This is a genomic window from Ferrimonas balearica DSM 9799, from assembly GCF_000148645.1.
Classification (GTDB): domain Bacteria; phylum Pseudomonadota; class Gammaproteobacteria; order Enterobacterales; family Shewanellaceae; genus Ferrimonas; species Ferrimonas balearica.
The window spans coordinates 1,187,409-1,202,428 of the sequence record NC_014541.1 but is presented as its reverse complement, the minus strand read 5'-3'; the positions used below and the strand labels follow the sequence as shown (position 1 = coordinate 1,202,428).

The window sequence follows — 15,020 nt, the reverse complement described above, 5'->3', positions numbered from 1 at the left end:
TCACCGGGCAGTCAGTCACCCGCCGCAGTCGGATCCTCCGAAGCGCCTCCCGCCAAGCTCATTTGTTATGCATACGTATGCAGGATGACTCCAAACAAACAAGGATTTAACGTATGCCTTCACAACGATAAGTAGGACTCGCTCCGGCCCCGATGGCCCAAAGAACAGCGAGCGCCACCCTGTGGCAACCGGCAATAAAGAGGTATGGCAATGACAAGGAACGAATGGTGGCGGGGCGCGGTAATCTACCAGGTGTACCCGCGCAGCTACGCTGACACCAATGGCGATGGCGTGGGGGATCTGCCGGGCATCATTGCCAAACTGGACTACATCGCCAGTCTGGGGGTCGACGCCATCTGGATCTCGCCGTTCTTTAAGTCACCCATGGACGACTTTGGCTACGACATCAGTGACTACCGCGATGTTGACCCGCTGTTCGGCAACCTCGAAGACTTTGACCACCTGTTGGCCCGGGCCCACGAACTGGGGCTGAAGGTGATGATCGATCAGGTGCTGAGCCACACCTCGGCCCAGCACCAATGGTTTCTGGACAGTCGCGAGAGCCGCGATAACGACAAAGCCGACTGGTACGTCTGGGCCGACGCCAACCCCGATGGCACCCCGCCCAACAACTGGCTCTCCATTTTTGGTGGCGGCGCCTGGCAGTGGGAACCCCGCCGCCAGCAGTACTACCTGCACAACTTCCTGGCCAGTCAGCCGGACCTGAACTTCCACAACCCGGAGGTTCAGCAGGCGGTGCTGGATAACGTCGAGTTCTGGCTGGCCAAGGGCGTGGATGGCCTGCGTCTGGATGCCATCAATTTCTGTTTCCATGACGCCCAGCTGCGCGACAACCCGGCCAAGCCGGTGGAGGCGCGCCAGGGCCGGGGATTCTCCGAGGACAACCCTTACGCGTTCCAGTACCACTACTACAACAACACCCAGCCGGAGAACCTGGCGTTTCTTGAGCGCCTGCGCGCCCTGATGGACCGCTACCCGGGCACCGCCGCGCTGGGCGAAATCTCTTCGGAAGACTCCCTTGCCACCATGGCGGAGTACACCGAAGCGGGTCGCCTGCATATGGGTTACAGCTTCGAACTGCTGACCAACGACTACAGCGCGGGCTACGTGCGTCAGACCGTGGAGACGCTGGAGAGCCGGGTGGCCAACGGCTGGCCCTGCTGGTCCGTCAGCAATCATGACGTGGTGCGGGTGGCCACCCGCTGGGCTCAGGGCCAAGCCAGTGACGAACAGTGCAAGATGCTGACCGCCATGGTGTGCAGCCTGCGCGGCAGCGTCTGCCTCTATCAGGGGGAAGAGCTGGCACTGGAGGAGGCGGATATCCCCTTCGAGCAGCTGCAGGACCCCTACGGCATCGCCTTCTGGCCCAACTTTAAGGGCCGGGACGGCTGCCGTACCCCGATGCCGTGGCAGGCCGATGTCCCCAACGCCGGCTTCTCAGACGCCACGCCGTGGCTGCCGGTACCGGATTCACATCGTGCCCGCAGCGTTGACCAGCAGGACGCCGACCCCAACTCGGTACTGCACAGCTTCCGCCGTTTCCTGAAATGGCGCCAGCAACACCCCGCCCTGAACGTCGGCAGCATCGACTTTCTGGATGCGCCAGAGCCGGTGCTGCTGTTTGTGCGCGAGCACAACGGTGAACGGATGCTGTGCGGTTTTAACCTGGGTGCCGAGCCCATCTCCCTCGATTTTGAGCCACTCGGTCCGGCTCAAACCGTACTGTCGGACCACGGCCTCCGTGGTGCGCAATGCGAAGGCAACGTGCTCGCCTTCCCGGCGTACGGGGTTTTCTTTGCCCGCCTGGCGTAAGCCAATTCGGGGCCCGCTTCGGCGGGCCCGTTTTTCTTTGTTGCGCCACAACCCTCTGCCTTTTGGTCGTTTTATTCCCCTCGCCCGCCGATTTTCCTATGCTTAGCGCAATGGCGCGCCCGCATAAAGCCGCCACACTGCCTTGAGGGAACCGAGTGAATCATCGCTTGTGGAACGTCACACTGCTGGCCCTGCTTGCCCCGGTGGTCATGGCCGAATCACCAGAGGACGCCCCGCTGATTGAAACCTGTGGGCCGGATCCCCAGTACCAGTTCATCAGCCACAATGTGTTTGACCCCACCCTGCCCGGCTACACCTGGGTGCACCGTTTTGCCAACCAGCTGCACATCACCACCCGCCCAGTCACGCTGGAAAACGAAGTGGCAGGCTTCACCCCCTGTGAAGAGGACGTCGACGACCTCTATGAGCTGGAGCGTTACCTGCGGGCCCGCCCCTATCTGAGGGATGCCCAGGTGCAGGAACACACCCGCAGCGATGGCGAGCGCCTTATCGAAGTGCAGACCTGGGACACCTGGTCGCTGCTGCCCACCATCAGCTTCTCCCGTGAAGGCGGAGAGAACTCCGGCTCCTTCGGCATCAAGGACAGTAACTTTCTGGGCCTGGGCATTGATACGGAATTGCTCTACTTCAGCAATTACGAACGCACCGGTTACCTGCTTGACCTGAAAACCCCGTTGTTTCTCAAGCAAAACCTGAGACTGGCACTGACTCTGGCGGACACCGACGATGGCCGCCAGGCGGCTTTTTCCCTGATCCGTCCCTTTGTCGCCAAAGACACGCGCTACGCCTGGGCCGTATCGATGAACGATGAGAAACGGGAGGACAGCATTCGTCAGGGCAATGGCCAGGTGAATGAGTACGCCCGGGCCGCGCTGCAGTACCGGGGCTGGTACGGCTGGTCACCGGGGGAGCAAAACGATGCCGTCTGGCGCTATCAGGTGGGCCTCAGCCGGGACAAGATGACCTTCGGTGCCATTGAGGAAACCGCGCTGCTGCCGGCCGACCGCGATCAGGTTGTGGCCTGGTTTCGCAGTCACTACCAGCAGGACCGCTTTACCGAACGCACCAATGTGTTCCTGATCAACAGCTACGAGGACATCAACCTGGGCCTGGATATCGGCCTCAGGGTGGGCTGGGATACCCGCAACAGCAACCCCCAGGGCGATGCCCAGCTGGCCTTTGGCCTCGACCTTCACCCCAATCTGCTGTGGCTGACCAAACTCGCCGGCGAAGTGGAGGAGCGCGAGGACGGCAAAACCCGACTCTATGGCCAATGGCGCCAGGAGCTGTTTTATCGTTTCAGCGAGCCGGTGCGGTTTTACGCCAAGACGGTTCTGACCGGTTCCGACAACGCCTATATCGACCAGCCCGTTACCCTGGGGGGCGACACCGGAATGCGCGGCTACCCGTTGCAGTACCAGCATGGCGACTGGCACTGGTTAGCCAGCGCCGAAGCCCGCTACTACCCGAGCATCACGCTGTTCCAGCTGGCGGAAGTGGGCGCGGCGATGTTTTACGATGTGGGCCGCAGCTATGGCGGCAGCCCCTACCCCGACAACCCCGAGGGCGCGTTGCAAAGCGTGGGGGCAGGCCTGCGCTTCTACCTCTCCCGTGCGGGCAGCCGCAATGTGGTGCACCTCGACTTTGCCCGCCCGATTAACGATGACCCGGAGGTTAATCGCTGGGAGTGGCGGGTGGAAGTGCGCAATCATTTCTGAGCCCCACATAAAAAACACCCCGCTCGAAGCGGGGTGAAGATGGTTAGGGAAGCGTAAAACGTTAAGCAGTCTGGCGAACGCTGCTGAGGATCTGGTGCCAGGCACCGATGTAGAGGTCAGTGGATTGCTGGGTCAAGCGCGCCATGCGGGCCTGCTCCAGCTCGGACAGGGGCTGTTGCTGGGCCTGACGCTCCAGCCGCTGCACCTGTTTGTAGATCTCATGCTCCGGGCCGTTTTTAATCTCGGCGATCGGAGACAGGTGGATCTGAACCTCGGCCACCATGTCGCTCTTGGGCAGGCGCACCAGCAGGTTCAGGTCACGGTAGCCGTTCGCTTTCGGCTGTTTAAAGCGGTTCTTAACACCCACCACCTCAACGCGGGCATCCAGTTGTTCATAGGCCGCCACCAGAGAGCCAATGTCATTGGCAACCAGGCTGGTGCGTGCCAGGTCGGTCATTCGGGTGACATCGCCATCCAGTTCACCGTGCAGTTTGGCTTCGGCGCGCTGACGACTCTTGATGCCCGGCAACAGGGCTTCGGTTTCCGTCAGGGTGGCGACGTGACGGGTCAGCTGTACCAGCTCAAATTGGGCGGCATTGGCCTGGCGGTACAGGGTATCGAAATCGGTATGGGGCTGAAGGGCACGCTTATCCCGTTTGGGCGCGATGGCGTAGAGGTCTTTCAGGTCCCGGTAGAAGCGCTGGCTGTTGGCCTGGACATACGCGCTGGTACTGAGATTGGTGACCACGCCGGTCTGTGGTGCGGCAAAGGCGCCGGGGGCCCGGCTGACCATAAAGAGCACCAGGGCCGTTTGCAGAAGCTTGAACATTCAGACTCCTTTAGGTTTGCCCCGTAGGGCGGTTCGATTCGGGCCGCCGTCTTTGGTGACCTCAACTCGATGGAGCCCCAGCTTACGTGGACGGTTCCGGCAAGGCTGCTAAAACCGTCACGAACATCAGATTGCGTACAGGTATGTGACAGGAAATTGCCATTTGTCGCGCACAGGGTGAGCCGCCTCACACTTTTCAATGACCGCAGAGAAAAGCGCTGCGGGCTGACCAATGGCCAGCCCACAGACGCACCGGAAGCCCCGACTTCCCAGCAGGAAGCACTGCCCCGTTCTGTTCAAAGCGCCAACCTCATGGTTGGCGCTGCGTTTGCTTGTTAATCCTTGGAGGGGTGGATATTGCAGCCCGATACGATGGCATCGACCGAGTTCTGCTTGAAGCGGATGCCGCTCCACACTGCCATGTAGACGTGAATGACCACAAAGATCATAAAGGCCCAGGTCAGGATATGGTGCCACTCCCTCACCGGCGCCATGCCGCCCATGATGCCGACAAACCATTCGGCAAACGGGTACAGCGCGCCGCCGAATCCGTCGTGGTAAACGTGGGCGTGCATCGCCAGACCGGACAGGCACATAAACACCATCACCAGCGTCAGACCCAGGTAGGTCACGTACTGCAGGGGGCCGTATACGCCCGCCTTATCCAGCTTTCCCTTCCATAAGTAGGAGCGGAGCTGGCGTTTCCAGCTGTCCAGACTGACCACATCACGAAACGAGCGTCGCTCAACGTCGCTGCGGCTGAAGAAGTACAGATACGCCCGGGCCAGCGTAATACCGACCAGCACAAAGCCGAACAGCAGATGGCCCGCCCGCACCCAACCCTGCTGGAGGTTGTCCGTGCCACCGTATGGGGTGAGGAAAGGCCAGGCGATGTAAAACCCGGTGATCACCAAAGCCACGATGGACAGTGCCCGCAACCAGTGCATGATCCGAATCGCCGGAGTGAATACAGGGTCGCGGGTATACAGCGTCTTGGTTGTCATAGCCCCTCCTCAGGCGCCTTTCGGCCCCACCTGAAACTGACCCAAATCCGCCCCTTTGAAGTCCATAACGTGTACGGAACAGGCCATGCAGGGGTCAAAGGAGTGGATCACCCGAATCACCTCCAGCGGTTTGGTGGGGTCATCCAGCTTGAGGCCAATCAATGAAGCCTCAAACGGCCCGATTTTGCCATTGGCGTCCACCGGGCCAGCGTTCCAGGTGGTCGGCACCACCGCCTGATAGTTCTCCACTTTACCGCCCTTGATTCGAACCCAGTGGCTCAGAGTGCCCCGGGGCGCCTCAATGATGGCATGGCCCTGGTACTCCTTGTCCGGGTCCATCTCCGGCGGCGTAAAGGTGCTCTTATCCACCGCCAGATTGCTGACCAGCGCCTCAAAGGTTTCCATACCGGCTTTGGAGATCAGCATATTCTGAATCAATCGGCCCGCCGTACGTCCCAGCGTGGTAAACAGCGCTTCAACCGGAAGACCGGTGTCGTTCAGGAAGCCGTCCACCGCCTCCACCACACGGGGGTTACCCTGGGCGTAGTTCACCAGCAGGCAGGCCAGCGGCCCCACTTCGATCGGTTCACCGTTGTAGCGGGGCGACTTCACCCAGGAGTATTTGCCGTTGACGTCCAGAGTCGGCAGTTCGCCGTGCAGGGTTTGTCCGGTTTTGAAACCGGTGTAGTCAGGCTCAGTCCGCCCCTCATAGGGGTGCAGAGCCGGACCGTCCTGATACCAGGAGTGGGTGACGTCCTCTTTGATCAGGCTGGGGTCCAGCGGCTGAACATTGGCCAGATCACCGTTGAGAATCACGCCATCGTTGAACAGGTACTCGCCGTTGCCCAGCGGAAAGTCACGGCAGGTCAGGAAACTGGTCACGCCCACGCCGCCCAGTACCGTCGGTTCCTCCCGATAGGCGTCTGCCGCCATCCGGATGTCCGGCAGATAGGCACGCTCGATAAAGTCATGCACCTGGGCGTGTTTGGTTTTCCACTCCTGCAGACGCGCGGGGTTGAGCAGGTCACGTACCGAGGTCACCCCACCGACCACAATGGACTGAGGGTGCGGTGACTTGCCGCCAAAGATCGCCATCATCTCTGCTGCCACCCGCTGGATCTCCAGCGCTTTCAGGTAGTGGGAAACCGCAATCAGGTTTTGTTCCGGCGTCAATTTGTAGGTGGGGTTGCCCCAGTAGCCATTGGCAAACGGCCCCAGCTTGCCGGTTTCCACCAATTTGGTCACCCGCTCCTGCACTGCACGCAAATCCCCTGCCCCGGCCGCAATCGGCTTGTCAGTCCAGCGCAGCGCCTCCGCGGCAGCCGCTTCCGGGTCCGCCGACAGCGCCGACACGATGTCCACCCAATCCAGAGCATGCAGGTGGTAGAAGTGCACCAGATGATCGTGCAGGAACAGCGCCACCTGGATCAGGGTACGAACGTACTGGGCATTGGCCGGGATCTTCACGCCCAACGCGTTCTCCACCGCTTCGGTACCGCAGCGATAATGAGAGGAGGTACAGACCCCACAAATCCGCTGGACCAACAGCCCGGCGTCCATCGGGCTGCGCCCTTTCATGATCACCTCGATGCCCCGCCACAACGTGGAGGAGGACCAGGCCTGAGTGATCACATTATTCTCATCCACCTCGACCTCAACCCGCAGGTGTCCCTCAATGCGGGTAATGGGGTCGACAACAACACGCTTACTCATCGCCCGACTCCTTCTCTTCCTTGGCAAATACGCTGGCAACAGCATGGGCGCCGATGCCCGCAACGGTCAGCCCCAATAGGGTGCCCCCGACGAAATCCACGGTTTTATCCAGACTGTGTAACTCCCGGCGCCCCAGGGGCTTTTCAAAGTCCGCCATGGTGTCCCAGAAGTTGGGTTCAGAGCAGCCGATGCAGCCATGACCGGCCAATACCGGCCAGCTGGTGTGGTGGTTAAACCGCTCAGTGGGGCAGTTGTTGTAGGTGTAGGGGCCTTTGCAGCCCATCTTGTAGAGGCAGTAACCGTCCTCTGCCCCTTCATCCCCGAAAGTCTCCACAAACTCACCGGCATCAAAGTGGCCGCGACGTTCGCAGTTGTCGTGTACCCGGGCGCCATACGCCCACTTCGGACGGTTGAACATATCCAGCGGGGGCAGTTTGCCGAACATGATGAAGTACATCAGCGTGCCCACGATGTTCTTCTCGCTGGGGGGGCATCCCGCCAGATTAACCACTGGCTGATGAATCACCTTGTCGACGCCCTTGGCACCGGTCGGGTTTGGTGCTGCAGCCTGCACGCCGCCAAAAGAGGCGCAGGTGCCGACAGCCACAATGGCAGCGGCGTTTTCCGCCGTCTCATGGACCATGTCCAAACCGGTGTGGCCGTGGGGACCAATGGTCAGGAAGTGGCCGCCGTTGGCGGTGGGAATGGCCCCCTCTACCGCCAGCAGGTACTGGCCGGCATACTGTTGTTTGGCCTCACTCAACCGCGCCTCCGCCTGCCAACCGGAACCGGCCATCAGGGTTTCGTGGTACTCCAGCGAGATGTAATCGAAGATCAGGGTATCCACCGTTGGGGTATCGCCCCGGATCAGTGACTCTGAACAGCCGGTGCACTCGGCCATATGCAGCCAGATAAGCGGCACACGGTCCGCCACTTCGGCGGCTTTGGCCACCATCGGGGCAAACTGCATCGGCAGCGCCAGCGTGCTGGCGGTAATGGCGGACCATTTCATAAAATCACGGCGGCTGACACCGGCGGCATCCAGCTTTTCGTTCAACGGTGTTTTCTTTACCGCAGCCTGTTTGGCCAGGCTCTCAAGACGCGACTCGCACCGCGCCATCAACGCTCGATAATCGGACATGGCATCCTCCTTGATGTGCGTCAGTGGGCACTCAGCGACGCTTGAATCGCTGCCAGCCAAACACCAGTGCTGCCACAACCAGCAGCATCAGAAGCAGATCCCAGGCGTGATGAAACTGACCCAGCCCGCCATGGCCCGGGTGGGCATAAGCAAGGGAGGGGAGTAGTGCCAAAAACAGGGCGATGCGATTTTTCATTGTTCTCTCCTTGAGCATCGATGCATCCACAGGAAACCAGTGAACGTGGGCTCGGGAGAGATAGACGAGGGAAGTAGAGGGCTGGGGTTGAACAGGAAGACCACGTCGCTTTAGTGAATGCGCGCGTCTCAAACAGGATGCCGTTCCCTGGCGAATCGTCCGCTGAGTACATTAACTGGTGTCACAAAGCGGCGAGCCTAAAAGAGCCCCTTCGTGATCTCAATCACAACTTGTGGCACTTATTGATCTGAATCACTCTCATGTTAAAAAGAGTCGGCACCACGCTGGCAACAAAACACCAAACCATTGATTTTAATTAATTTATTGACCTGACCCCTAACGAAAGTCGTATTGATTTTCTCGACGCTACCGTACATCGACGTCGATGCATTGACTGCCCTGGGCCGCGAAAAGTCCACGCCACGAAGAATTACCCAAAACAAAAAAGCGCCCCGAAGGGCGCTTTTGCGTGATTGGGCACTCAGCTCTGATAGCCGTCCGGGTTACGACTCTGCCAGCGCCAGCTGTCTTCCACCATCCGCTGCAAGCCAAGCTCTGCCTGCCAGTCCAGCTCTGCTTTGGCTTTATTGGCATCGGCGTAACAGGCGGCAACATCGCCGCTGCGGCGGGGGGCGATAACGTAGGGCACGGGTTGTCCGCTGGCCTGCTCAAAGGCTTTCACCATCTCCAGTACCGAGTAGCCGTTGCCGGTGCCGAGGTTGTACACCACCACACCGGGGTTGTGCTGCAACTTAAGCAGTGCCTTCAGGTGGCCTTTGGCCAGATCCACCACATGGATATAGTCACGGACGCCCGTGCCGTCTGGGGTATCGTAATCATCGCCAAACACCGCCAGCTGCTCACGTTTGCCCACGGCCACCTGACTGATGAAGGGCATCAGGTTATTGGGTGGGCCGTTGGGGTCTTCCCCAATCAGGCCGCTGTGGTGCGCCCCAACCGGGTTAAAGTAGCGCAGAATGGCGATGTTCCAGCGTGGGTCGGACACCTGAAGGTCAAACAGCACGCGCTCCACCATGTACTTGGAGGTGCCGTAGGGGTTGGTGGTACCACCCACCGGCGCGTCCTCCCGCAGGGGCAGTGAAGCCGGGTCACCGTATACCGTGGCGGAAGAGGAGAACACCAGGTTAAACACCCCAGCCTCAGCCATGGCCTGACACAATACCATGGTGCCGTAGACGTTGTTCTCGTAGTAGCGCAGCGGCTGAGACACCGACTCCCCTACCGCCTTCAGGCCAGCGAAGTGCACCACCGCATCGATATCATGATTCTGGAAGATGGTGGTGAGCAGGGCGTGATCGCAAATGTCGCCACGGTAGAAAACCACATCGCGACCAGTAATCGATTTGATGCGGTTCAAAGACTCCTTTGAGCTATTGCTAAAATTGTCCACAACCACCACATCGTCGCCTTGTTCAAGCAACTCGACCAAGGTGTGCGAACCGATATAGCCGGCCCCACCAGTAACCAAAACTGCCATTACTGTTCTGTCCTTGAAGATTTACAAACCATTATGATTCCAAAACTACTGCAAAAAAGCGCGAAATATTAATCGCTGCCGAACAGGTCACGGGTGTAGACCTTGTCAGCCACATCCTGAATGTCGTCGGTCAGGCGGTTGGCCACAATCACGTCAGAGATGCGCTTAAACTCCTCGAGATCGCGGATCACGCGGGAGTTAAAGAACTCTTCCTCTTCCAGTACCGGCTCATACACCACCACTTCAATGCCCTTGGCCTTGATGCGCTTCATTACGCCCTGAATCGAGGAGGCGCGGAAGTTATCGGAGCCGGCTTTCATGATCAGGCGGTGTACGCCCACCACTTTCGGCTGCTTGGCGATAATGGCATCGGCAACAAAGTCTTTGCGGGTGCGGTTGGCGTCCACGATGGCCGAGATGATGTTGTTCGGCACATTCTCGTAGTTGGCGCGCAGTTGCTTGGTGTCTTTCGGCAGGCAGTAACCGCCGTAACCGAAGCTGGGGTTGTTGTAATGATTGCCGATGCGCGGGTCCAGACCCACGCCTTCGATTATCTGGCGGCTGTTCAGGCCGTGGGTCTCGGCGTAGGAGTCCAGTTCATTAAAGTAAGCCACACGCAGCGCCAGGTAGGTGTTGGAGAACAGCTTGACCGCTTCCGCTTCGGTGGAATCGGTAAACAACACCGGGATGTCCTGCTTCTCAGCGCCTTCCACCAACAGGTTGGCAAAGGTCTCGGCCCGCTCGGAGCGCTCGCCAACGATGATGCGTGACGGGTGCAGGTTGTCATACAGAGCACGGCCTTCGCGCAGGAACTCAGGCGAGAACAGGATGTTGTCACAACCAAACTTGGCTTTGACTGACTGGGTGTAACCCACCGGCACGGTGGATTTGATCACCATCACCGCATCCGGATTAATGGCCATCACATCCTGAATCACCGCTTCAACGGACTTGGTGTTGAAGTAGTTGGTTTGTGGGTCGTAGTCAGTAGGGGTCGCAATCACAACAAACTGGGCGCCTTCATAGGCTTCCTGCTTGTCGATGGTGGCACGCAGATTGAGGGTGCGGTTAGCCAGAAAATCCTCAATCTCGGCATCGGCAATCGGTGACTGACCGGCGTTGATCGCTTCTACCTTGGCTTCAATGATGTCGAGGGCTACCACTTCGTGGTGCTGTGCCAGCAGCACGGCATTGGACAGTCCCACATAGCCGGTTCCGGCAATCGCAATCTTCATCTTAGGTATTCCAACTTCAATCGATACGGCCGACGTAAGCGCGGCCGCTGAACAGTGCCAGACATATTAGCAATGCTGGCACCAAGCGCACAGACCCTGGCTCTTCCATGCTCACTGTTTGACCATCCTTGAACGGTTACCCGAGAGCAGGATCGAAAAGCGCCCCGAAGGGCGCTTATTTGAAACCTGTCGACAGCTTACACCAGAGTCTGCAGGTGAGTTTTCATAGCCGTGCCAAGCTCAGGGTGACGAAGTGCGTATTCCACGTTGGCCTTCATATAACCCAGCTTGTCGCCACAGTCGTGGGACTTACCGGTCATATGGAACGCTTCCACCTTCTCTTTCTCCATTAGCATGGCGATGGCATCGGTCAGCTGGATCTCATCACCGGCACCGGCCGGGGTGCGGGCCAGCAATGACCAAATCTGCTCAGACAGAATATACCGCCCCACCACGGCCAGGTTGGAAGGCGCTTCCTCCACCGGCGGCTTCTCCACTACCTGTGTCATGGCGGTGGACTCACCGGGCTTCAGCTCGGCGCCTTTGCAATCGGCAACACCGTATTTGCTGACTTCGGACATCGGCACCGGCTCCACCATCACCTGGCTGTGACGGGTGGCTTCAAAACGGGCCTTCATCGCCGCCAGATTCTCGCAAGCCTGATCAGCAGTGTACTCATCCAGGATCACATCCGGCAGCACCACGGCAAATGGGCTATCGCCCACCAGCGGCTGAGCACAGAGAATGGCGTGCCCCAGGCCCTTAGCGATGCCCTGGCGTACGTGCATGATGGTGACGTCTTTAGGACAGATGCTTTGCACTGCGTCCAGCAACTGACGCTTGACCCGCTTCTCCAGGGTCGCTTCCAGCTCAAAACTGGTATCGAAGTGGTTTTCGATGGCGTTTTTGGAGGCGTGCGTCACCAGGATGATCTCTTTAAAGCCCGCCGCGACGCATTCGTTAACAATGTACTGAATCAACGGCTTATCCACCAACGGCAGCATCTCTTTGGGAATGGCCTTAGTCGCTGGCAGCATACGGGTGCCCAAACCGGCGACAGGGATAACGACTTTCTTTAAGCTCATGAAATGGTTTACCTGTTGAGTCAAACTCTGTTGTATCGAGGGCGGCGCAGGTCAAATCGAGGAGAAGCCGCAGTCGTTAGACTATCCAAAATCGGTTTCAATTTCAGATGTGATGGTCAGCGAAACCGACTTCCCACTGCCCCCGGCCAAATCAAGGAAGAGACACCCTCCCCCAAGGCCCTGATACAACGATAGAAATTAGCACATACAAATCAGGCAATTGGCCCAATCCGCGCTGTGGGCAATTGGCCAAACTGTGACCCACCACATCATCATCTGGTTGCACTACCTCAGATGTTTCGTTAACGTTAATTTCAGTGCTGTCCCACCCAGAAGTGAAAGACAGGCACTCTGCCTACCACAATAACAGTTGGCGTTAGTCAGCATGAAATGGAGGGTAAAGCATGAGTGAATGGATCAGCGTCGCGCTAGTTATGGCGGCAATCATTGCTCCAGTCATCATCCGCTTGGCCCGGACCCACAGCAGTTGGGACTGAGCCACTCCATGGACGAATATCACAGTGTCGAGGTGCGAGGCATGGACAGCCAGCTAATCGATTTAGCCACAGAACGTTAAAACCACCTCCTGTTGAGGTGGTTTTTTTGTCTGCTCAGAACTTATAGCGCAGTACGGTGGAGCCCCAACCAAACTTATCTCGCTTGAAGGGGTCTGCACTGTTGATACTTGTGTCGGTGCCAACGTAGTTGATTTCGAAGCTAAGCGCCCAGCTTGGGCTCAGTTGATAGAGCGCACCGGCTCCAAAACCATAGCCGTAGGCCGAGGTTTCACGGTAGTACCGTGCAGCACCGCCGTAGAAGGTCAGCGCCCAGTTGTCAGATAACTGATAGCCAAACTCACCGATGCGCCACATCAACAGGTTGCCGGAGTTACCCCAATCAGTGAAATCCTCCACCAACAGCTCCACACCTGTGCCCAGGCTCCAGCGCTCATTGATGGGACGCATCACACCCAGCTGCACATTAGGACGGAAGCTGGTATCGGTGAACTCGGGTGACGCACTGCCGCCGGAGTTGGACTGATAGAACACACTGCCGCCCACGCCCAGATTCCAGTACCAGGCGTCATCCGCCATCGCCGGAGCCGCCACCACACAAGCCAGCAGACCCGCTGCTAACCGACTTACCATTGCCATATCACTTCACCCCGGAAAAAGCCTTCGTCATACACATTTTTGCCACCATAGAGTCGGTAACCCCAGCGCTGGCCCCAGGCGGTGCCGTAGTAGCGCATGTCCAGTTCCCGCCCTGTGGCGTAATCCATCTGGCCATAATCTTCGTTTTCGATCTGGCGGTAGGTAAATTCATAACGAGTGCCTGCACCACGCTGCCAGCCGAGTTTAACGACCTGAGCGCGGCCACCAACGCCATCGCCAAAGACGCGATCATTGGCGCCCCAGTGGCCCATACCGATGCCGTCATTGGTGTAGCCATTCAGGTAGATATGATGGATATACCAGGCGTTCTGCCATTCGTTGAATTCATAGATAAAGGACCAGTCCGGGCCACCGGCCCATTCAGGCAGAAACGGGATGTGCAACCCTGCGGACATGGCAAGGTTGCCAAGTCGAAGATTGGAGTGACCTGCGGTGTCTTCACCGGCGTACTCCATCAGGATGGCAAAGGGCACTTCGCCACCGAAATTCATGCGGCTGCTGATGGACGCAATCTGGTTGCCAAACTCACAGGTGTTAGAGGGCCCTTCGCAATCAATCTCACCGGAGTTGTCGCTGCTGACCGGATCCCAGAATGCATCCCAGATGGTTTTCAGGTTCACTTCGCGGGAGCCGCCGCCGAACTGCATGGTGCGGTTTGCGGCCAACGTCCAGCCCTCAATAGGCTCAATACTCATCTGAAAGCCGAGCAGCGCCGGGCGACCATCCTCCAGCTCATCACCGTAGACAATGCTGTCGGTGTATTCGAGGCGGGAAACGTAGACCTCATAGTGCAGATTCAACAGACCTTCAAACGGCATGGGGTTACTGATGCCGACAGAGAACGAAGGACGCGCGTTGGTGGACACCAGCATTGCTGACTGACTGAAGGGCGACAACCAGTGCTCACGATAGCCCACATCCACCTGGAAGCTGTCCCAGCCCATGGAGATATAAGAGCCCACCGGAATGATGTCACTGTCGGTATCCGCCTGAGTTTGCCCTGCAGCAGAGTCCAGTGCCAAACCACCCACTGAGGCGATAAACCAGTCGTCATATCGGTACTGAGCGGTAAAGGCTGCGCGGTAATTGGAGTCGAGCCGTTCGCCACGGGCGTTCGGCATCACTTTGCCGTTATCCGGGTTATCGGCCCCGGCCAACCCCACTTCGGCATAAGTCACCGCAAGATCGCGCTCATAGCGATAGAGTTGGCGATCAATCTCCATATACAGACCTGGAATGGTGTCCTTGATCTGCTCAAGATGATGCCGCACCTGCTGCACATTGTAGGGCTTGCGCATGGTGGGCAGATTGGCCACTACCACCAACTGGTCAATCCGCCCATTCAGATAGTCATCTTGCAATGAAATATAGGGAGATACTGCCAAACAGGGGGCTGATGTCCCTACTAGTGCAAAAAAACCTAAAACTAGTTTTGTTTTCAAAAGCTTAACCATAAAAACAATAAGCCACACAGCACGGCACTATCTATCCGCGCTACTTCAAATGATTCCAATGGAGATGCTCCGGAGTCGACTCTGGATAACGACTCGATGCATTCTATAACTAATTGCA

12 protein-coding genes are annotated in these 15,020 nt (G+C 58.2%); 2 read left to right on the top strand and 10 right to left on the bottom strand.

Annotation, left to right across the window (positions count from 1 at the left end; translation table 11 throughout):
- Window positions 1–210: 210 nt before the first annotated feature.
- Both FBAL_RS05625 and FBAL_RS05620 read left to right on the top strand, forming a co-directional pair.
- Complete coding sequence (locus FBAL_RS05625; RefSeq protein ID WP_013344610.1) at window positions 211–1,833, top strand: alpha-glucosidase family protein; 1,623 nt, start codon at window positions 211–213, stop codon at window positions 1,831–1,833.
- Between the two features lie 155 nt (window positions 1,834–1,988).
- Complete coding sequence (locus FBAL_RS05620) at window positions 1,989–3,572, top strand: BamA/TamA family outer membrane protein (RefSeq protein ID WP_013344609.1); 1,584 nt, start codon at window positions 1,989–1,991, stop codon at window positions 3,570–3,572.
- Between the two features lie 61 nt (window positions 3,573–3,633).
- Here FBAL_RS05620 and FBAL_RS05615 read toward each other — a convergent pair whose 3' ends face one another.
- From FBAL_RS05615 to FBAL_RS19505, 10 genes are all read right to left on the bottom strand, one after another.
- A complete protein-coding gene (locus FBAL_RS05615; RefSeq protein WP_013344608.1) occupies window positions 3,634–4,401 on the bottom strand; it encodes a RelA/SpoT domain-containing protein in 768 nt (255 codons plus the stop codon).
- Between the two features lie 335 nt (window positions 4,402–4,736).
- Window positions 4,737–5,405, bottom strand: a complete 669-nt coding sequence (gene cybH / locus FBAL_RS05610) for a Ni/Fe-hydrogenase, b-type cytochrome subunit (RefSeq protein ID WP_013344607.1) — start codon at window positions 5,403–5,405, stop codon at window positions 4,737–4,739.
- Window positions 5,406–5,414: 9 nt separating this feature from the next.
- Complete coding sequence (locus FBAL_RS05605; protein WP_013344606.1) at window positions 5,415–7,118, bottom strand: nickel-dependent hydrogenase large subunit; 1,704 nt, start codon at window positions 7,116–7,118, stop codon at window positions 5,415–5,417.
- Window positions 7,111–8,259, bottom strand: a complete 1,149-nt coding sequence (locus FBAL_RS05600) for a hydrogenase small subunit (RefSeq protein WP_013344605.1) — start codon at window positions 8,257–8,259, stop codon at window positions 7,111–7,113. The genes FBAL_RS05605 and FBAL_RS05600 overlap by 8 nt, the downstream gene beginning before the upstream one ends.
- Before the next feature lie 31 nt (window positions 8,260–8,290).
- Window positions 8,291–8,455 (bottom strand): hypothetical protein, encoded by a 165-nt coding sequence (locus tag FBAL_RS20410; RefSeq protein WP_013344604.1) that lies wholly within the window; start codon window positions 8,453–8,455, stop codon window positions 8,291–8,293.
- Window positions 8,456–8,936: 481 nt separating this feature from the next.
- Window positions 8,937–9,953 carry a UDP-glucose 4-epimerase GalE gene (galE, locus tag FBAL_RS05595; protein ID WP_013344603.1) on the bottom strand — a complete coding sequence of 339 codons (1,017 nt, stop codon included), beginning with the start codon at window positions 9,951–9,953 and terminating at the stop codon, window positions 8,937–8,939.
- Window positions 9,954–10,021: 68 nt separating this feature from the next.
- Window positions 10,022–11,188 carry a nucleotide sugar dehydrogenase gene (locus FBAL_RS05590; RefSeq protein WP_013344602.1) on the bottom strand — a complete coding sequence of 389 codons (1,167 nt, stop codon included), beginning with the start codon at window positions 11,186–11,188 and terminating at the stop codon, window positions 10,022–10,024.
- A gap of 197 nt (window positions 11,189–11,385) precedes the next feature.
- On the bottom strand, window positions 11,386–12,273 hold the full coding sequence (gene galU / locus FBAL_RS05585; protein ID WP_013344601.1) for a UTP--glucose-1-phosphate uridylyltransferase GalU: 888 nt from the start codon (window positions 12,271–12,273) through the stop codon (window positions 11,386–11,388).
- 611 nt (window positions 12,274–12,884) lie between these two features.
- The gene (locus FBAL_RS05580; RefSeq protein WP_013344600.1) at window positions 12,885–13,421 is read right to left on the bottom strand and encodes an outer membrane beta-barrel protein; all 537 of its coding nucleotides are present in this window, start codon (window positions 13,419–13,421) and stop codon (window positions 12,885–12,887) included.
- The gene (locus FBAL_RS19505; RefSeq protein ID WP_171814252.1) at window positions 13,415–14,770 is read right to left on the bottom strand and encodes a capsule assembly Wzi family protein; all 1,356 of its coding nucleotides are present in this window, start codon (window positions 14,768–14,770) and stop codon (window positions 13,415–13,417) included. Before FBAL_RS19505 ends, FBAL_RS05580 begins: the two co-directional genes overlap by 7 nt.
- Between the last annotated feature and the right edge of the window lie 250 nt (window positions 14,771–15,020).

Excerpts from the sequence above, each read along its gene's own strand:
- FBAL_RS05590 (WP_013344602.1), bottom strand. The coding sequence starts at position 11,188 with ATGAAGATTGCGATTGCCGGAACCGGCTATGTGGGACTGTCCAATGCC.
- FBAL_RS05625 (WP_013344610.1), top strand. The coding sequence starts at position 211 with ATGACAAGGAACGAATGGTGGCGGGGCGCGGTAATCTACCAGGTGTAC.
- galU (WP_013344601.1), bottom strand. The coding sequence starts at position 12,273 with ATGAGCTTAAAGAAAGTCGTTATCCCTGTCGCCGGTTTGGGCACCCGT.
- FBAL_RS05615 (WP_013344608.1), bottom strand. The coding sequence starts at position 4,401 with ATGTTCAAGCTTCTGCAAACGGCCCTGGTGCTCTTTATGGTCAGCCGG.
- cybH (WP_013344607.1), bottom strand. The coding sequence starts at position 5,405 with ATGACAACCAAGACGCTGTATACCCGCGACCCTGTATTCACTCCGGCG.
- FBAL_RS05600 (WP_013344605.1), bottom strand. The coding sequence starts at position 8,259 with ATGTCCGATTATCGAGCGTTGATGGCGCGGTGCGAGTCGCGTCTTGAG.
- galE (WP_013344603.1), bottom strand. The coding sequence starts at position 9,953 with ATGGCAGTTTTGGTTACTGGTGGGGCCGGCTATATCGGTTCGCACACC.
- FBAL_RS20410 (WP_013344604.1), bottom strand. The coding sequence starts at position 8,455 with ATGAAAAATCGCATCGCCCTGTTTTTGGCACTACTCCCCTCCCTTGCT.
- FBAL_RS05580 (WP_013344600.1), bottom strand. The coding sequence starts at position 13,421 with ATGGTAAGTCGGTTAGCAGCGGGTCTGCTGGCTTGTGTGGTGGCGGCT.
- FBAL_RS05605 (WP_013344606.1), bottom strand. The coding sequence starts at position 7,118 with ATGAGTAAGCGTGTTGTTGTCGACCCCATTACCCGCATTGAGGGACAC.